Source organism: Nocardia sp. NPDC056100 (assembly GCF_042266325.1).
In the GTDB taxonomy this organism is placed as follows: Bacteria; Actinomycetota; Actinomycetes; order Mycobacteriales; family Mycobacteriaceae; genus Nocardia.
The window spans coordinates 446,186-462,718 of record NZ_JBHJVY010000002.1; the positions used below are offsets into that span (position 1 = coordinate 446,186).

Consider the following 16,533-nt stretch of genomic DNA (forward strand, 5'->3'; position numbering starts at 1 on the left):
CGGGGTCGCACAGCGGAAGCTCCACTGGCCATGTCGATCCGAGGCAGCGGATCGCTGCGACTTCCGACTTCTGCGCCGTTGTAAATTTCACAACCGCGCCCGCACATCGGTAGTCGAAATGCCCCGGTTCGACCGACATCGAACGCACTATTCTGCCGCATATCGCGCTGACCAAACCGGCCAGCGCTATGCCGTGCGAGATAAAGCAGTCGAAGCCTCGACCGACTAAGCCATCGTCAGTTCATCCGAGGGTCGGACGGAAGGACAGCAGCAAGCCCGAGCAAGACCTGCTCGATCGCGCTCAGCCTCGAAGCCAGCCTCACCCGCTCGGTTTCGGTCATGGCGGCCTTCAGGCTTGCGAGTTCCAGCAGTGCGGGCTCTACGATTCTCGACAAGTTGGTCACGATGATCCCCTTCCCGGGGACTTCGGCAACCGCTGTCCACGGCCAGCCGTAGAACTCACTCTATTGCTACTTGCCTACCGCACAGGTGGAACCGCTAGGCCGATGCACCGAAAGATCAGCGGGCTGAAAGTCTCTCAGCGTTCGGCCGCGCATCAGATCCCACATACCGCGCTGTGCGAACCGGCCGCCGAGGGTCAGCGAGCTGAACCGATCTCAGGCCAGCGGAACGTCCGCCGCTGCCGATGCGACTGCACAGCAGCATGGTTTCATCAGGCAGGATGGCTGAATGGCGATCGACACCGTGAAGCTGGCCGCACTAGAAGCACTTTTGGCCGACGGTGCCCTGACCGATGGCGAACTACCCAACCAATTGCGAGACGCGGGATTGCCTGAGGTAGCCCACGAATTCGAGCGCGCACTGAGGCGACCGGCGCGACGACACCGGCATCGCTGGAACATCGTGCCTTTCGTCTGACCGCAGCGATCGCACTACTTTGCCGCATACCGCGCTGACTTCACCGGCCAGCGCAGGCGGCAGCGATGATGCCGGTGACGACGACCGGAGGGGCGATCTTGCGCGGTGATGAATTCCGCTGTGCAACTTCGGGAACGAGACCCGCAACCGGTCCGGATACGGTAATCATCAGTCGGCCGGGACCGAGAAGTGTCCTGGCCCTAGTCCGAACCACAGAGGGAGTCGACCATGAGCAACGACAACGCCACGCCGGACCAGGAAGCAGAGTTCGCCGCGGACGCCGCCGAGGCCACCGAGACCGACACGGAGCACGAGTCCATGATCGAAATCGGCACCGACGCGGACTTCGCGAGCGAATAGATCTGCTCGCACCGGGCGGCAGACCCTACAGCCGACCGCGAAAAGGCCCCGCCCAGTCCGAACTGAGCGGGGCCTTCAGCTGGTCACAGTCCGCGGCCCGCTGATGTCGGCGACGGCCTCGAACGGGGTGCCACATCACCGCCGCCGAACGCCCTGGCCGCATACCGCGCTGACCGAACGAGCCAGCGCGATGCGGCGGAAGATCAATCAGCCGTGCCGATCCGACGTCGGACGAACTCACGCAACGCCGATGAACGTGGGCTCGTCGGCGCAGGAGTACCTCACTCGTGGGTCGTATTGCGCACCAGGGAGTGCGCGAGTCCGTGTCCCTCCTGGCGCTCGGTAGCCGTGGGGATTTTCGGTGGGGTCGTGTTACATGCCCGTAGGCCAGTCCTCCGAATATTGCGCAACGTCGTCGTCGGTCTGGCCCGTACTGTCCTGGCGGCGCGCGTACATCTCATCCAGTTTGGTGAGGTCGAGCTTGAGGTGTTCGTCAATAGTCAGGCCGTTGTAGTTGCCGCTGTACACAGGCAGAGCGCGAGTGGACGCTGTGGGAATGGCATACGCCGCGTAGAGCGCGATCAGGTTGCCTGACCCGTCCCGGATGGGCAGGGTCCGCGGGAAGACGTGAGCCTGCTCGCTGTTCTGCACCACAATTTCGGGTACATCTCCGTTGTATCGAAGCGTCAGGGCGGCCAACTCTTCTGGCTTGACCTCCGTGTCCGGGATGATGCTCAGTTCAGGGATAGCGGAGGCGCCGTCGGGTTCCATTGCTGCCAGTCCTTCTGTGGGAGTGGATATTCAGCGGATGCAGCCACCCGCCCCGCCTCAGTGTGACGCCACATCGGCGCGCGGTCTGCCCAACTGCGACAATCCTCGGAGCCGAAACATCCATGCAGGACTCGGCCCGGAATCCCGCGGGGGACGCAGCGCGCTGTTGCCGTGCTCGACGGCCACTTCGCGCAGTGTCTATCCGTTCTCGCGGGGCGATGAACGATTCCGTCAAACCCGAGGTGATGGGCCGTGGGCGAAAACGCACTCTATTGCCGCGTGGCGCGCGGACCGCAGCGGACCCTCGAAAGATCAACGGCCCGAGGCGACTCGGGCCGTTCCGGTGTCCGCAACTGCCGAATGCAGCGCGTTTCGGTCTGGTTGGCCGTTCGGTCGAGCGTGGGTTAGCGTGTGATCGATCGCGACTGGCGTTGCGTGGGCCGACCACGAGGAAGCGCAGTATCGGAGCGTCGTACGCCTGGGTGCTCCCCATCTCGAGACCAGAGACGGGGAGCACAATGGACTTGCGTTACGGCATGAATCCGCATCAAACCGCACGGGTTTCGACCGATGGTGATCATCTTCGAGTCGTGCACGGCTTCGCATCGATGATCAATTATCTCGACGCGCTCAATGCCTGGCAGCTTGTCGCCGAAGCGAGTCGCGCCACGGGCCACGTGTCGGCTACGTCGTTCAAACACGTTTCCCCGGCAGGCGCGGCGCTCGCCGGGCCGGTCGACGAAACCATGCGAGCGAGTTGGAGATTGGGCGACGGTGCGGTCACGGCGGCTTATGCGCGAGCCCGCGACGCGGATCCTCGCTCGTCGTACGGCGACATGATCGCGGTATCCGAGCCGGTCGATCACGAGCTCGTCGACATGCTGTCCGGGATCGTCTCCGATGGCATCATCGCCCCGGGCTATGCTCCCGGAACTGTTGCGGCACTTGCCCGTAAGAAAGGCGGCCGTTTCCTCGTCTTCGAGATCGATCCGACTTTCCGGCCACCGGAATCGGAGTCCCGGACGGTCTTCGGTGTCACTCTCGAACAGGACCGCGACAGTGTGCCGATCACTGCGGACCTGCTGCGGGTGGCCGACGGTCACACGCTGAGCGACAACGCGGTGACCGATGCGCTGCTGGGCATGATCACCGCCCGCTATACCCAGTCCAACACCGTTGTCTACGTCCGGGACGGAATGACTATCGGCGTCGGTGCGGGACAGCAATCACGCATCGACTGCACGATTCTCGCCGGAAGCAAGGCACGCACCTGGTGGACGCGGCGACACTCCGCCAAGCTCTCGGGCATCACTCTCATCTCCGACGGGTATCTTCCATTCCGCGACAACGTCGACGCCGCCGCCGAACACGGAGTTGAGTTGATCGTCGAACCGGGCGGCTCCCTCCGCTCAGACGCGGTCGCCGAGGCGTGTCGCGAACACCGCATTACCCTCGCCCGCACCGGAGTTCGACTCTTTCACCACTAGACCGCAGCAACTGGCCCAACCGGCCCCAACATCCGCTCCTGCCGCATGGCGCGTGGCTGGGAACTGCCGCACGCTGGCCCCGGATCCGCTGGATTTGGCCACGGATTTGGCATCCGGGCGTAGCGAAATCCAGCGGTCCGGGCAGGACGTGTTGGCTGACTTCCTGTGAACCGCTTCGGGATCGATAGCGGCCTTATTGTGCCCAGGGTGGGGCGAAGGTGTTGTCGCCGATGGTGCCGAGCATGCCGACCGAGGTGACGGCGGTGAAGGTGGCGATGGTGTCGGGTGAGGGATTGGTGATGACGAGCTTGGTGTTGGGCGGGACGGACAGGGCATCGCCGGGGGCCAGGTGGTGTTCTTCACCGGACATGGTGACGTGCAGGCCGATGGTGTGCGAGATGAACACTTCCTCGCGGGACATGCTGTGCTCGACGCTGATTGCCGCGGGGGCGGCGTCCACCCGCCAGATCGCCAGATCGGTGGATCCGCGGGAGGGGACGGCCAGGGGGCGGAAGGTGAACCCGTCGCTGGTGAAAACGGAGGCCTGGTCGAGGTTTACGACGGTCATGGGGATGTCCTTTGCTACAGGGTTCAGGCGGTCCAGGGCGGGGTGACGGTGAGCGCGTCCAGGGTTGCGGTGATACCCGCGGGCGCGCAGCCGATCACGGTGGCGGGCTCGGTGTCCGAGCCGTTGGACGCGCTGAACGGGGTGTGGGGCGGCACGATGACGGCGCTGCCGGCGTCCACCAGCAAGCCGCGACCGTTCAGAGTGACTGCGAGCCTGCCGGTTTCGACGACGAACACTTCTTCCCTGTCCAGGGTGTGCTCCTTGCCGGTCGACCCCGGTGGCATGTCGACGCGCCAGACAGCGAGGTCGACGGTCCCCAGCGAGGGGGTGGCCAGCGAGCGGCAGAGTGAGTCGCCGTTTCGGAACTCGGGGGCGTCGGCGAGTGTTGTTGTGCTCAAAGGGTTCTCTCCAGGTGATGAACAACGGAACCAGCCCTATTACCGTCGCGTGAGCTCCTTCTCGGAACAACGGCGTTGTGCGTATCGGCTCATAAGCACGACTTATTGAGAGCCGACACAAGTGCGATCGGACCCAATGGTTCAGCGCGACCGACGAAATTCCCGCAAACTATCGGGAACCACTCCTGTCGGCCCACCATCCCTCCCCGCAAGTTTCCTCGGTGCGGTGCGAACAGCATCCACAACAGCGCGTACCCGTGGCAGGGATCGGTTCGTCATCGAAAGCCGCTTGGCTCAGACCCCAAATTTCACGAGCACATGCTATTGATGAAAACCGCTGCCACGCCAAGGCATTGAGAGATTTGCACGCACTAAATGGCTCGGCCGCTCACCCAGTACATTGCCGATGACCGCGCTTGCCAGTACAGGCCGATTCGTCAGTCGGCTGTCAGGGTGCTGGGTGATTCACCGCGATACGGTATCCATCGGTATCCAGGCTGGAAGACGATGGAGCCATCTCCCAAACCGAGCTCAGCGTGTGTGGCCTCGGAGAGGACAAGGCCGTGTGGTGATGCCTCGCCCGGCTCGTCGAACCACTCTCTTTTGAGTTCGGCGGGGTCGATCATCCACTCCGGGTCCCAGCCGACCGTCGCGGCGACGTATCCGTCGAATGCGGCCAGCAGTTCGTATAGGTGGTTACCGAGCGCGGTCAGTTCCGCTGCGGTAAGAGCGAATCGGGGAACTGTGCCATCCAACGCGACACCGAACCCGACTGCCACCGGCAGAATCGACAACTCGATGAAGGGCCCGTCGGTACGCAGCAACGGCGCATGCAAAGGGATCTGGTGATCCCCCACTCCGAGGGGACCCCTCCCCGAGGTTCGGGAGCAGGACAACACTGCCGCACGTGCCGCGTCGATATTGTCGCCGAAGTTCACTACCAGTTCGAAGCAAATCGCCACGCCAGCCCCATCTTTCGCCTCACCCAACTGTATCGGTAACTGCGGGGGAGGTCCGACGACTGACACTCACCGCCGCGAGCCGAGGATGGGGAATGATGGTGTGTCATGAGCGATCTACCCCGACGCTGGGATCCGATGACGTCGGTCCGGCGCGACCTCAACGATTCGCTCTACCACGGTGACAGGTGGGCGGACCGGCACTGGATGAACGTGCCAGGCCCCTTCTACACCGGGCAGACCGATACCTGTTGGACCGGAAGGATTCACGCGCCGCGCAATGTGCTCTACGGGGGTGGGTACTACAACGAGTTCGTCTATCGCCAGCCGAAGTCGCCGGCTGAGGTCGAGGGCCTGCTGGCGGCAGCAGCGGACGACCCGTTCGACGGCTATGCCTCCGATGGAGACTCGCGCTGGACTCCCGCGGCTGTTCGGGCGTGGTGGAGTGGCCGCGATAAGGTCACCGAGCACCTTCGGCAGTTGCTCGCGGAGTACACCAAAGCTGGCGATATCGCCCAGAGAGTCGAAGCGGCAGAGGGTGTTCGCGACTTCCTAACCTACCTGGCGACCAACCTCGAAACCGACCTGCGGGAGTATGTGTTCAGGTTGGAGAACGATCGATACCCGACCGCCGACGATCCGCTGCCGACCCCTGTAACAGGGTCCCTCCCGACATCGCCACTCCTCGTGGCCGAGGCATCGCCTTAGTTCTGCGAACCAGATCCCAGCGTCACCGACGGGCTCGGAAGCCCGGTCGTGACGCGGTAGTCGGCAGCGGTGTGACTGCCGGTAATCCATTGCGCGAGTGTGGCGGTCGCGGATTCGAATGCCTGAATGAACGATTCCGGTGTTCCAACGAGCCATGACTGCGAACGGATCGTGTGGTAGCGGTGGTCAGTCTCGCACCAGCAGTCGATGTCGGTCGATATTTCCACTGCCAACGACGGTGGCTGCTCCCGAATGACGGACAGGTCGAACTCCACCCCGTCGCGCTGAGGACCGGAAGCGTATGAGAACGCGATACCGAAAACAACCCATCGCTCTCCGCTCTCGGTGTAGGTGACACGATCCGGAAACCACGTCCAACCAGAACGTCCGGGTGCCGGCGCGGAGAGGTCGATGCGCGCGGCCGCGCGACGGATTCGGGCCGCCTCATCTATGGAAAGGGCTGGCAACACTTTAGTGAGATCGATGCGGTCGAAAGGTCGAATCTCCACCGCGCCAGCGTAACTGGAGTGCGTCCGATCTGGCGGTCACACCGCGCGAATCTCCCCGTGCGAGACGTGAGTCGGCCCAACTTTCGGGGTACTCATTTCGGCAGATGGTGCTAGTCTTATTAGTATCATGCTGTGGTACATCGATCAGGCTTCCCGAGTCTCGTTGCACGAGCAGATCGCCGCATGCGTACGGCGTGCGGTGACCACTGGTGAGTTGGTGGTCAACGAACAGTTGCCACCCGCAACGGAATTGGCGGAGGCACTGTCCGTCGATCGCAATACCGTGCTGGCCGCGTACCGGCGACTGCGGGAAGAGGGCGTGGTGGACTTCCGGCGCGGACGCGGCGTGCGGGTCACCGCGTCCGCGCCGTCGACGGCTCCGATGGAGCAGGCCGTGCGGGGGCTGATCGATGTCGCGCGCAGGCATGGGTACAACAAGGCCGAAGTGCTCGGCATGATCGAGGAGTTGATGTGATGCCTACCGCGGCGGTCTATACGTGCCGTGCGACCAACTGGGTAATGCTGGTTATCGGCATCCCGATTGTGGTTCTCTGGACGATCATTTCGGTCAAGGACCCCGGATTGAACAACATTCTGGTTACCGCAGTCTGGCTCATATCCCTCCTGATCACAGCGGTCACCTCGACTCAGCGTGTCACCGCAGGTCCCGTCGGTCTGGCGGTGAGCCTGGGCCCTTTCGGTTTCCCCCGGGTGACCATCGCCCGCGCTGACATCGCTCACGCCGAGATCATCGATTTGCCGAGCGGGCCGTGGTCCAGTGCCGGGGTTGGTTGGCGACCGCGCCGCGGCTGGATGCTGGCCCTGAACACCGGCCCTGGACTACGTATCCGTACGAACAGCGGTCGGCGGGTTACGGTCTCGATGAGAGATCCCGCAGCCGCACTGTGGGCAATGGGCATCGCACCGTAAGCCCGTCCGGTTGCAGACCTCTCGTCGCTTCACAACGGTGCACGCCACCATCTCCAGTCGGTATCGGATCGAAACCCCGTGATACCAGCCACGATTCGAGCATCCAGAGCGGTTACGAGCCGACGTAATTCACGGGCACTGTGCGTGGGCAGAGCGTGCACGACTTGTTCGAGATGGTCGCGATTCTTGATGGATTCGGGATGACACTCGCGGAGGTCGCAGCCATGGTCAACCAGTTCTGCGTGGATATAGCGAGCTGAGCGGCCTGCCAGGGCACGCCATGAGCGGTATGCGAGCGCGGTCGCGTTCGGGTGGAAACGGATTCGGTCCAGTCGACGGATATCGGCGGCGCAAGATCCGGAGACCCGATCAATGGTGAGGAGGGGACGACGTGGGCGGAGTGGCTGCTCGGCCCGTATCGCTGAGGGCCGCCTACGCGGCATTGCCCTTTCGGTGGTAGATCATCGGAACACCATAGCGCCCATTACGGCGAGCTCATTCGAGACGCATGAGTACACCGAGTAGATCCAGCATCTGAGCATTCGATACTCCTCCCGGCACGCTGACTGAATCACACAGCGCGGCATCACTGGTGGGCCGAATATATGCTTTGCGGGGTATGCGATTGCCGACTACCTTGAGGCCGTGACCATTTCGCGTGGGAAAGGCGCCGTGCGCCTGAGCCGGTGACCCCCGGAACGCCCCCGGCCTCGGATCTGCTCCGGCGTGCGGGTGCGCTCAGGTCGCCAGACCGGTATCGAAAGCGCTTGCAGCGCAAACACATACCTGCTCTTAGTGAGATCAGATTCGACTATACCCCCGGACCTGATGGTGCCTTCCGGGTCATTCCCTACCTCGACACCATCCCTCTGACCGATCTCATCGACACCTTCAAGATCAGTACCGGTATACGGCTCACCGGAGGTCGATATATCGGTCTGGGCCTTCGTTCCCTGCGATCCGAGTCGGGTATGGCCCGCTTCCACGGATCCTCCGCTATTCCCGCCGACCGAACGACGCCCGTACTCGTATGCAGTTGTGGGCAACTGGGCTGTGGCGGACTGCTGACCCGTATCACCCCCACCAACAATCTCGTCGTGTGGAACTCTTTCGGCCCGCCGTACGACACCGACCGTGACTACCGCGCATTCGGCCCGTTCCTGTTCGACCGCGACCAGTACGACAGAGCGGTTCGAGCCTTCAGCATCGAAGCCGCCACCGCCGAATGATCATGTCGGGCAAGGTCGAATTACCTGTCGCTCACGCTAACCGGTCCGAGCCATCGTGAGCCACGAAGTCGTTCGGTCGATCTCGCACAAGACGTTCGCGACGCCGTAGGGATTCGGTGATCGCGTCCGAGCCGCTGACCTCGACCTCCGCCATGATCTTCTTGACCGCGAAATAGGTGCGGCCGGAAAGGATGAGGTCGTCGATCGGTGTGTTGTCGGGAGCGACCACCTGCTCTTGTTTGCGAAGCCGCACGAGCACCGGCTTGACCGACTGCAGCAGTCCACGTTCGAAACGTGCACTGTAGCGGCGTTTGTGGCCGGACTCGGCGTCAACGGCATCGAAGTCCAAAATGACCCGGATGTCGCCGAATCCATCGAAGTCGTCGAACGGCCCCAGATCGGAGGCCTCGAACTCCTCCTGTGTGCACGACCATGGCGTCAGGTCGGCGACCGATTCCAGCCTCGGCTGCGGAATCCCGTGCTTGCGGATCAGCCGACGGAAGACGTGCCGAGGCCCCTGCGGAAACTCCGAGAGTTCGATCTGGAGGCCGGGCCAGAACGATAGATCCCATCGCGCGTAGTGCGCGAGGTGTGCTCCATCCGGGTGTGACTCCTCGGAATCCGGTGCACCCCAAGCTGTTACGTACCCAGCGAGCGTTCCGAAATCGCTCGAGATCTCCGGCGATCGCCACCATTCCCCTGCGGCTGCGGCGTCGGCGTGCGTGGCACCGATCCGATCGAGCAGCTCTGCGACGGGAGCCGGGGCCGCCGTAACCATCGTGTGCAGCATGGCCAGTTGATAGTCGTACAGCGTTGACATGGGTTTGCCGCTCATCGTCTCCCCGTTCGGCACAATCCTTTTCGAACGTACCAGCAGGGCGCGAACGCGCTGGACCGTGCCGACGGCCACATGACCGGCACCCGGTTCGCCCCTCACCCGGCCGGGCCGCAGTCGGACCTGGTGCGATCGCATATGTCCAGCAAGCAGGGAATTACCAACGCACGGTGTGCCCTTCGCGATCCAGGTAGTGCAGCCCGCCCTTGCCTGCGACGGACTCGATGGTGCTCGCGACCCCGGGGATGGCCTCGTCGATGCTCAAACGTGCGTTGGGCCCACCCAATTCGGTCCGCACCCACCCGGGCGCCATCAACAGCAAGGTGCGGGGGTCATCGGCATGGCGCGCGGCGAAACCGCTCGTATCGGCCTCGCACGGTGCCGGTCACCTGCCACCCTCGGTTCAGGAACTCCGCGGCGAGCGCGTATCCCAGGCCCCGGGACGCACCGATGATCAGCGCGGATTTAGCTGCGGTGGCGGGCATATGTGCTCCTTCTGTCGAATGGTGAGCATTTGAGTGCCTGTGCGCTGCAACAGATCTCAGTCAGTCGAGACGTTCCTACGCAATCGGTCGATCAGCGGTCCACCGAACGTGGCCGACAATGGTGCGAGAAGCCAGGCGTACCACACATACGGAGTGAGCCACGCGAACGCCGCCGTGACGACGAAGACCGCGGCGACCGCCAACGAGGCGTCGGCGCTGGAACGGATATCCGCCGCGGCGACATTCTCCGCCAGCACGGACCGCCGCGCGGCCAGCTCCCGCACCACACCTTCGCTGCCGAACAGCAGCGCCGCGGTCACCGCGAACAGGCATACGGCAAGACTGTTGTCCGTCGCGTGTCCGAAAACCGCTGTCGAATAGGGCAGGATCGCGACGAAGAACAAGAGCGGCGCATGCCAGGCGAGGGTGAGCCGATCCAGCAGCGTCACCTCGTAGATCAGCGTGTGATGGCGGCGCCACACCGACCACAGCAGGAAGAACGCGAGCGCGAACGCCACGAAGGAGGCGCGCTCGTGCCACAGGAATGACGCCAGGGCGCCGGCGTCGACCAGGTCCTGGTCCTGCGGCCGCTTGATCTCGACGACCAGCAGCGTGATCGCGATCGCGAGAACGGCGTCGGCGAACGCGCCGATGCGGTGCGGTGACCAGCCGGTGCTGTGGCCGCTCGCGTCGTGGTGAAGCGACATCGAAACTCTCCTGGGGTTATGCGCGGGCTGCTCGAGCGGCGGGCGCGGGCTGTTCGGTAAGGGCGAGCCGTTGCGATCGGAGCGCGAGGATGATCATGACAGCGGGAAAGGCTATGTCGCACACCAGAACTCCGCCGGTATTGCCGGGAGCATGATCACCGTGCGCGAACCATTGGAAGACATGGCCGATCGCCGCACCCCACAGGAACATCCCGGCGCCGAGGCCGATGGTGATGCGCTCACGAGCGCCCGCCGAGACGGCCCGGAAACCCATGACAGCGAGCCCGAGGTTGGCGAAGGCGATCTCGAATTGGAACGGGGTCCGGTCGAAGCCGATCGCGGTGGCCATTACGTCCGGGTCGGTCAGGAACGCGATCGTCATCCATAGGCTGCCGCAGCCGAGGGCGGCGACGGCCCACCACCGCTGCCACGTTTCGAGGGTGGCGGCGGGGGAGGGGCTGTGTCGTGTGCGGACCAGTGCGCCGATAACTGCGATCACTATCCAGACCAAGGGGAAAGCCGACTGGGCAAGGTACGACATCGCGTTCATACCTTGAGTCTTGCATGGTTAATATTAACCATGCAAGACTAATGTTCATTCATCGAGGACGGTGGCAGCCTGCTATCGACGCGGCTCCAAAAGCTTTGCCAGGGCGGCAGTGTCGCGCAGGTACTGCTCGTACGGGAAACCCGCTTCCAGCAGCGCGTCGCGCAACTCGTTCTGCAATGGCCTGTCGCTGCCGTGAAACGCATCGCGCCCGGCTTCGGTGGTACTGACCAGCCGCCGCCGCGCATGCTCCGGATCGGTCTCCACCGCCACGAACCCCGCCGTCTCCAACGGCCGCAACGCCCGGCTGACCGCCGGATCCGACACCCCCAGCGCCTGTGCCAGCTGATGCTGAGTCACCGGCTCGATCTCCTCGAGCATTCCCAGCAATCGAATCTGGCTGTACGTCAACCCCCCGGCATCGCCTCCGTGCCGCCGCGCGGCCTCGCCGAGCAGATACACCACGCGATGCAGCAGGTCCCCGAGTCCATCGTCCACGAATCGAACGTATCAGAGTCTTGCATGGTTAACATTCATCGAAACCCGGGTCGGCGATAACGCTCAGCCGTGATCAACGAGGAAGGGCATCATGAGCTCGAGCAGCTCGTGCGGGCGATCGAGCGGGATGATGTGACCGCACTCCGGGATGAGGTGTCCTGCAAGGTCATCGGTGATGGGTCGGAGTTGGCGTTCCAATGCGTTGCCGACGGGGTGGGCGCCGATCGCCAGGGTGGGTGTGGTGAGCCGGGTGGTCGCCGCGGCGCGTTCGAGTTGGTGGGCGCTGGTCGGCAGGGCGCGGTAGTAGGAGAAGGCGCAGCGTAGGGCGTCGGCTCCGGTGTAGGCGTCGATGAACGCGTCGCGGATATCGGCCCGCACGCCCCGGCCGCGGGTGCCGGTGGTGAGAAACCATTCGATGTATCGCGCCTCATGACCGAGCAGGACCGTCTCGGCGAGACCGGGGACGGCGTGGAATCCGAACCACCACGGCGGACCGGCGGCGAGGAAGTCCTCGGCGCCGGGGAGCGTGCCCAGCAGCGCCTCCATGACCACCAGTCGTCGTACCCGGTCGGGGTGGCGCAGGGCGAGCAGGACCGCGACCGGGGTGCCGGCATCGATCGCGACCACGTCGGCGGTGGATTCGCCGAGTGCGTCGAGGATTCCGGCGATATCGGCGGCCAGCGTTCCGGCGTCATAGCCGTCCGGGGCGCGGGTGGTGGCGCCGAACCCGCGCAGGTCCGGGGCGATGACCCGGTAGTGCGCGGACAACGGTCCGATGAGCTCGCTCCATAGTCGCCAGGTGTGCGGAAAGCCGTGCAGCAGAACGATTGCGGGGCCCGACCCGGCAACCGCGACATTGGCGTCGATGCCATTGGTCCGGATCCGACGCAGATCGACGGCGGCGGTGTGCGGCGGTGACGTGTGGGCCATGAGACCTCCATATGGTTACCATTGGTTACCAGGAAACGGTAGGTAACGTCAGTTGCGCTGCCAAGAAGGCACTTCGACGACAGGTGGTGAGGTCCAGGTGACCACTCGATCAGCGCACGCGAAGACTCCGGATCGCGGTGATCTGTTCGATGCCCAATGCCCGACCCGTCAACTGCTGGACCGGATCGGTACGAAATGGACGTCGATGGCGGTCAAGGTGCTGGCGGAGGCCACTCCGCATGAGGTGCGGTTCGCCGAACTGCGGCGGCGCATGCCCGGTGTATCCCAGAAGATGCTGTCGGTGACCCTGCACAGCCTGGTGCGGGACGGTCTGGTCATCCGGCGAGTGGAGCCGACGGTGCCACCGCGCGTGCACTATCGGCTCACCGAACTGGGTTTGTCACTGGAGATCCCGTTGGCGGCGTTGCGCACCTGGGCCGAGGATCATATGGCCGAGATCGACTATGCGAACACCGTCACTGACGCGCAAGCCGACCCAACCGCCGCCAACTAGCCCGTATCGGGTCGAATTATCTGGGCCACCAACAGCTTTCAATGCTGACCCAGCAGTCGCCGGTTGACCTGAGGCAATAGCGAGAGGCGAAGTTTGGGGGCATGTTCGCAGCGGCGAGCCTTGCTACCCTCACAGCTCATCGCATCAAGCTGGAGGAACGTATGTACCGACCCATGCTGAATGTCATTGGCGGCGGCGCGATTGCCCTCACGCTCGCCCTGCAGCCCGCGTTTGCCGCGGCCGCGCCGACCGGACTCCCCGCGACGCCGTCGACCACCGCCGCAACCCAGATCACCGCGCCCTTCGACCCCATATGCCCACTCTGCTTCATCCGTGAATTCCTCGAAAGCGGTTCCGCGCGCTGATAATCCGTTCCGCCCGGCGGTCGGCGACATCGACGTAGTAGTCCCGCAGCAGTTTTGGTGAGACAACTCGAGGTGTTGCCGGTAGCGTGACGGTCTGTACACCGGGGGAGATTCATTCAGGCACAACGTATTGCCACGTCGCGGCGGGTATCGGCGCTGTGCTGGGATGGCGACGACCTGGTCGACTTCTCGCACGGCCCGACGCGGTGGAATTCGGACGGTACCGCCGACTCGCCACAGATCTTCCGCATATTCGGCGGCCCATTCGACCACGCGGTGGTTTCCCGGTCGGGCCGTTTCGAAGTCCTGTACGCCGAACGCGGCACGAAAGCGCTGCTATTGCGTGCGGGAGAGCTGCTTCGTGAGCTCGACCGAAGTTACTACCACGCAGCGGATTTCGACTATCCGATCGCCCTGGGCGCACTGCCCGGTGGGCGCGAGATCGTCGTGCATTGCCCCCGCGAATACAACGTGCTGCAAATCGATGATGCCGTGACAGGTGAGTGCATCACCAAAGGGCCGCGGACACCGCGCGATGTGTTCCACTCGCGCCTCTCGATCAGTCCCGATGGCCGGCATCTGCTTGCCGCGGGCTGGGTGTGGCACCCGTTCGGGATCGCGATGATCTTCGATCTGGTTGCGGCGGTGCAGGATCCGGCAGTGCTGGACGGACCCGGCATTCTGCGGGCCGATATATCCGACGCCGAGATCGAATCGGCGTGCTGGCTTGACAGCGACCGCGTGGTGATCGCGGCCTCGAACGAAGACCCATCCGAGGACGAGGAGGACCCCGGCACGCTCGCGCCCGGCGAACTCGGTGTCTGGTCCGTCGGCTCATCCCGCTGGCTTCATCGCGCCCGCCTGACCCACCCGGTCGGCACGATGATCGCGTGTGAGGAGCGCATCGTGTCGCTGTTCGGTCACCCTCGACTGATCGACCCGGCCTCGGGGCGAACACTTCTCGAATGGCCCGACGTGGACGCCGGAGCCAAGGACCGCAGTTACGGAGTCGGACAGGTCCCCACCCCGGTGGTAGCCGTACATCCCGACGGCACGCGACTTGCCATCGCGCAATCCGACCACATCGCGATCCTGAATTTGGAGACATAGACCCGGACCGGCGGGAGGTCTCATACGTGTCGAGATGAACTGCCCGGATTGATCCGGGTGCGTGAGAAAGAGCTCTGATGACCAGCGATCAGCATCCGTCCTACCCGGGGCAATACGAATACGAGCCGTTCGGCGTGGGACAGCCGTACCCCGGCGGGTACGCCACGGACAAGGCGACTCCTCCGAAAACCGTTACCTACGCCTTCTATTCGATGCTCGCCGGTGCGTTTCTCACGGTGATCGATGTGCTGTACAGCTTCACGCAGCTCTCGCATGCGCACCGGACGGCGATCGCGGCCGATACCAAAGGACATTTCACCGACAGCCAGCTCGATACGGTTGTCATCATCGCGTACGTGTTCAGCACCGCGATTTCGCTGATCTCCGTCGGGCTGTGGATCTGGATGGCATTGGTGATCCGTGCCGGAAAAGGCTGGGCGCGCCCGGTCTGCAGTGTCCTGTTCGGTCTGAACACGCTCAGCCTGCTGGTCACGCTGATCGGCTCAGCCTGCACCCCGCCCGAGAACGCGCTCACCGTCCTGATCTGGTTGGTGGGCCTAGCCGCCCTGATCCTGGTGTGGATCAAACAATCCGGGGTCGCTCACGCCGCATTACCTCGCACGTAATCGACGGTGCGCGCCTCGTCGAACAGGATGGTGGCATGAACGATGTCGCAACAAGCGCCACCCGCCCGGTCGTCGAAGAGTTGCTCCGCCGAATCGGTGCGGGCGATCCGGAGGCGACGGCCGCCCTGTACGCCGAAGTCAGCGACTGGAAACTGAATTGGCCTGAGCGCGAGCACAATCGCCCCGCGACCCCGTGGATCCGTCCCCGCGCGACGCGGGCCGACGCCGCCGAGCACTACGCCGAAATAGCCCGTCACCACGTGCCGGAACACGTCGCAACCGTGGTCGAGCGCATTCTGATCGACGGCCCGGATGCGGTGGTACTGGGCGAGATTCGCCAAACAGCCCGCAACACCGGCCGCGCCTACCGTTCCCGATTCGCTCTGCACCTGACCGTCGAAAATGGTCTCGTCACACGCCACCACGTCTACGAGGACAGCCTCGCCGTCGCCCAGGCTTTCGGCGATGGCACCGAGCTCGCGGACCACTGACCGAAAGCTGTTGTTACCCATCCGATTGCCACGGCGACTCAGCGTTCGCTTTCCGGCCGCCATGGCTCATCCGCGCGGATCGCTTGGGCGATCCGCAGGCTGGAGCGGCCTAGTTGCTCGGCCTGCGCACGCGTCAGCGAGTCGAATACGAGTTTCCGAACAAGTGCGACGTGCCCGGGTGCCGCCGTGCGCGCCGCGTCCCGCCCGGCGCTGGTGAGGATCGCGATCGTAATGCGACCGTCGTGCGGATCGGGGGCGCGCCGCACCCATTCCCGGCGTTCCAGCCGGGCGACTGCGCGCGAAAGGCGCGAGAGTGTGCTGTTGGCGAATCCGGCTAGCGTGCTCATGCGCAATGTCTGGTCCGCAGCTCGGGAAAGGGCGAACAGGATCCCGAACTCGAAGTGGCTCATGTCCGAGTCTCGCTGTAGCTGAGTGTCGAGCGCCACGGGAAGCCACTCGAGCAATGTCGCCACTGCGGACCACGTCTCGAGCTCGTCCGGGGTGAAGGCGTCCGAGCCTCCGGTGTCTACCACATGCACGATCCTACCCCCTAACTTTCCCAGGAAAGTAATAGTGCGTAGACTTTACTTGCTCAGGCAAGTGAATCGCGGTCGTCGCGACCGGAAG

General features: G+C 64.0%; 26 protein-coding genes and 1 riboswitch. Of the genes, 12 read left to right on the top strand and 14 right to left on the bottom strand.

What is annotated here, in order from left to right:
• Positions 1 to 236: 236 nt before the first annotated feature.
• Entirely contained in the window at positions 237 to 404 is a 168-nt protein-coding gene (locus ACFC0O_RS13680) for a hypothetical protein (protein ID WP_375957290.1), read from the bottom strand.
• Between the two features lie 286 nt (positions 405 to 690).
• Between ACFC0O_RS13680 and ACFC0O_RS13685 the strand changes: the two genes are divergently transcribed.
• Complete coding sequence (locus ACFC0O_RS13685; RefSeq protein WP_375957292.1) at positions 691 to 879, top strand: hypothetical protein; 189 nt, start codon at positions 691 to 693, stop codon at positions 877 to 879.
• Between the two features lie 228 nt (positions 880 to 1,107).
• Positions 1,108 to 1,239, top strand: coding sequence for a hypothetical protein (locus ACFC0O_RS13690; RefSeq protein WP_375957294.1), 132 nt, complete (start codon positions 1,108 to 1,110; stop codon positions 1,237 to 1,239).
• A gap of 372 nt (positions 1,240 to 1,611) precedes the next feature.
• Here ACFC0O_RS13690 and ACFC0O_RS13695 read toward each other — a convergent pair whose 3' ends face one another.
• Positions 1,612 to 2,010, bottom strand: a complete 399-nt coding sequence (locus tag ACFC0O_RS13695; protein WP_375957297.1) for a hypothetical protein — start codon at positions 2,008 to 2,010, stop codon at positions 1,612 to 1,614.
• 411 nt (positions 2,011 to 2,421) lie between these two features.
• A riboswitch (ZMP/ZTP riboswitch) is annotated at positions 2,422 to 2,501 on the top strand.
• 27 nt (positions 2,502 to 2,528) lie between these two features.
• Here ACFC0O_RS13695 and ACFC0O_RS13700 point away from each other — a divergent pair.
• Positions 2,529 to 3,497 carry a hypothetical protein gene (locus tag ACFC0O_RS13700; RefSeq protein ID WP_375957300.1) on the top strand — a complete coding sequence of 323 codons (969 nt, stop codon included), beginning with the start codon at positions 2,529 to 2,531 and terminating at the stop codon, positions 3,495 to 3,497.
• 193 nt (positions 3,498 to 3,690) lie between these two features.
• Here ACFC0O_RS13700 and ACFC0O_RS13705 read toward each other — a convergent pair whose 3' ends face one another.
• The 3 genes from ACFC0O_RS13705 to ACFC0O_RS13715 form a co-directional block, all read right to left on the bottom strand.
• Positions 3,691 to 4,065, bottom strand: coding sequence for a hypothetical protein (locus ACFC0O_RS13705; protein ID WP_375957303.1), 375 nt, complete (start codon positions 4,063 to 4,065; stop codon positions 3,691 to 3,693).
• A gap of 23 nt (positions 4,066 to 4,088) precedes the next feature.
• A complete protein-coding gene (locus tag ACFC0O_RS13710) occupies positions 4,089 to 4,463 on the bottom strand; it encodes a cupin domain-containing protein (RefSeq protein ID WP_375957305.1) in 375 nt (124 codons plus the stop codon).
• Positions 4,464 to 4,900: 437 nt separating this feature from the next.
• Positions 4,901 to 5,452: a hypothetical protein gene (locus tag ACFC0O_RS13715; protein WP_375957308.1), complete on the bottom strand. Its 552-nt coding sequence runs from the start codon at positions 5,450 to 5,452 to the stop codon at positions 4,901 to 4,903.
• 78 nt (positions 5,453 to 5,530) lie between these two features.
• Between ACFC0O_RS13715 and ACFC0O_RS13720 the strand changes: the two genes are divergently transcribed.
• On the top strand, positions 5,531 to 6,130 hold the full coding sequence (locus ACFC0O_RS13720) for a ferredoxin (RefSeq protein ID WP_375957310.1): 600 nt from the start codon (positions 5,531 to 5,533) through the stop codon (positions 6,128 to 6,130).
• Here ACFC0O_RS13720 and ACFC0O_RS13725 read toward each other — a convergent pair.
• Positions 6,127 to 6,639, bottom strand: a complete 513-nt coding sequence (locus tag ACFC0O_RS13725) for a hypothetical protein (protein ID WP_375957313.1) — start codon at positions 6,637 to 6,639, stop codon at positions 6,127 to 6,129. The two genes, ACFC0O_RS13720 and ACFC0O_RS13725, sit on opposite strands and share 4 nt — an antisense overlap.
• A gap of 127 nt (positions 6,640 to 6,766) precedes the next feature.
• Here ACFC0O_RS13725 and ACFC0O_RS13730 point away from each other — a divergent pair, with 127 nt between their 5' ends.
• The 3 genes from ACFC0O_RS13730 to ACFC0O_RS13740 all read left to right on the top strand — a co-directional run bounded on the left by ACFC0O_RS13730 (position 6,767) and on the right by ACFC0O_RS13740 (position 8,798).
• On the top strand, positions 6,767 to 7,114 hold the full coding sequence (locus ACFC0O_RS13730) for a GntR family transcriptional regulator (RefSeq protein ID WP_375957316.1): 348 nt from the start codon (positions 6,767 to 6,769) through the stop codon (positions 7,112 to 7,114).
• The gene (locus ACFC0O_RS13735) at positions 7,114 to 7,569 is read left to right on the top strand and encodes a hypothetical protein (RefSeq protein ID WP_375957319.1); all 456 of its coding nucleotides are present in this window, start codon (positions 7,114 to 7,116) and stop codon (positions 7,567 to 7,569) included. The genes ACFC0O_RS13730 and ACFC0O_RS13735 overlap by 1 nt, the downstream gene beginning before the upstream one ends.
• 1,097 nt (positions 7,570 to 8,666) lie before the next feature.
• On the top strand, positions 8,667 to 8,798 hold the full coding sequence (locus ACFC0O_RS13740) for a hypothetical protein (RefSeq protein WP_375957322.1): 132 nt from the start codon (positions 8,667 to 8,669) through the stop codon (positions 8,796 to 8,798).
• A 31-nt stretch (positions 8,799 to 8,829) separates the two neighbouring features.
• Here the strand turns inward: ACFC0O_RS13740 and ACFC0O_RS13745 are convergent, their stop codons facing one another.
• The 7 genes from ACFC0O_RS13745 to ACFC0O_RS13775 form a co-directional block, all read right to left on the bottom strand.
• On the bottom strand, positions 8,830 to 9,708 hold the full coding sequence (locus ACFC0O_RS13745; RefSeq protein ID WP_375957325.1) for a hypothetical protein: 879 nt from the start codon (positions 9,706 to 9,708) through the stop codon (positions 8,830 to 8,832).
• Between the two features lie 82 nt (positions 9,709 to 9,790).
• Positions 9,791 to 9,946: a hypothetical protein gene (locus ACFC0O_RS13750; protein WP_375957328.1), complete on the bottom strand. Its 156-nt coding sequence runs from the start codon at positions 9,944 to 9,946 to the stop codon at positions 9,791 to 9,793.
• Positions 9,947 to 9,965: 19 nt separating this feature from the next.
• Positions 9,966 to 10,118: a hypothetical protein gene (locus tag ACFC0O_RS13755; RefSeq protein ID WP_375957331.1), complete on the bottom strand. Its 153-nt coding sequence runs from the start codon at positions 10,116 to 10,118 to the stop codon at positions 9,966 to 9,968.
• A gap of 56 nt (positions 10,119 to 10,174) precedes the next feature.
• Positions 10,175 to 10,825: a TMEM175 family protein gene (locus ACFC0O_RS13760; protein ID WP_375957333.1), complete on the bottom strand. Its 651-nt coding sequence runs from the start codon at positions 10,823 to 10,825 to the stop codon at positions 10,175 to 10,177.
• A 16-nt stretch (positions 10,826 to 10,841) separates the two neighbouring features.
• Complete coding sequence (locus tag ACFC0O_RS13765; RefSeq protein WP_375957335.1) at positions 10,842 to 11,375, bottom strand: DUF6790 family protein; 534 nt, start codon at positions 11,373 to 11,375, stop codon at positions 10,842 to 10,844.
• Positions 11,376 to 11,447: 72 nt separating this feature from the next.
• Positions 11,448 to 11,870 carry a MarR family winged helix-turn-helix transcriptional regulator gene (locus tag ACFC0O_RS13770; protein ID WP_375957338.1) on the bottom strand — a complete coding sequence of 141 codons (423 nt, stop codon included), beginning with the start codon at positions 11,868 to 11,870 and terminating at the stop codon, positions 11,448 to 11,450.
• Positions 11,871 to 11,933: 63 nt separating this feature from the next.
• Positions 11,934 to 12,800: an alpha/beta fold hydrolase gene (locus tag ACFC0O_RS13775; protein WP_375957341.1), complete on the bottom strand. Its 867-nt coding sequence runs from the start codon at positions 12,798 to 12,800 to the stop codon at positions 11,934 to 11,936.
• Positions 12,801 to 12,897: 97 nt separating this feature from the next.
• On the opposite strand from ACFC0O_RS13775, the gene ACFC0O_RS13780 reads away from it, so the two are divergent.
• The 5 genes from ACFC0O_RS13780 to ACFC0O_RS13800 all read left to right on the top strand — a co-directional run bounded on the left by ACFC0O_RS13780 (position 12,898) and on the right by ACFC0O_RS13800 (position 15,906).
• Positions 12,898 to 13,314, top strand: coding sequence for a winged helix-turn-helix transcriptional regulator (locus ACFC0O_RS13780; RefSeq protein ID WP_375957344.1), 417 nt, complete (start codon positions 12,898 to 12,900; stop codon positions 13,312 to 13,314).
• Positions 13,315 to 13,415: 101 nt separating this feature from the next.
• Positions 13,416 to 13,679 (top strand): hypothetical protein, encoded by a 264-nt coding sequence (locus ACFC0O_RS13785; protein WP_375957347.1) that lies wholly within the window; start codon positions 13,416 to 13,418, stop codon positions 13,677 to 13,679.
• Positions 13,680 to 13,955: 276 nt separating this feature from the next.
• Complete coding sequence (locus ACFC0O_RS13790) at positions 13,956 to 14,789, top strand: hypothetical protein (RefSeq protein ID WP_375957350.1); 834 nt, start codon at positions 13,956 to 13,958, stop codon at positions 14,787 to 14,789.
• A gap of 77 nt (positions 14,790 to 14,866) precedes the next feature.
• Complete coding sequence (locus tag ACFC0O_RS13795) at positions 14,867 to 15,415, top strand: hypothetical protein (RefSeq protein WP_375957352.1); 549 nt, start codon at positions 14,867 to 14,869, stop codon at positions 15,413 to 15,415.
• A gap of 35 nt (positions 15,416 to 15,450) precedes the next feature.
• Positions 15,451 to 15,906 carry a nuclear transport factor 2 family protein gene (locus ACFC0O_RS13800; RefSeq protein ID WP_375957355.1) on the top strand — a complete coding sequence of 152 codons (456 nt, stop codon included), beginning with the start codon at positions 15,451 to 15,453 and terminating at the stop codon, positions 15,904 to 15,906.
• A gap of 38 nt (positions 15,907 to 15,944) precedes the next feature.
• On the opposite strand, the gene ACFC0O_RS13805 is transcribed toward ACFC0O_RS13800, so the two are convergent.
• The gene (locus tag ACFC0O_RS13805; RefSeq protein ID WP_375957358.1) at positions 15,945 to 16,439 is read right to left on the bottom strand and encodes a MarR family winged helix-turn-helix transcriptional regulator; all 495 of its coding nucleotides are present in this window, start codon (positions 16,437 to 16,439) and stop codon (positions 15,945 to 15,947) included.
• Positions 16,440 to 16,533 lie beyond the last annotated feature (94 nt).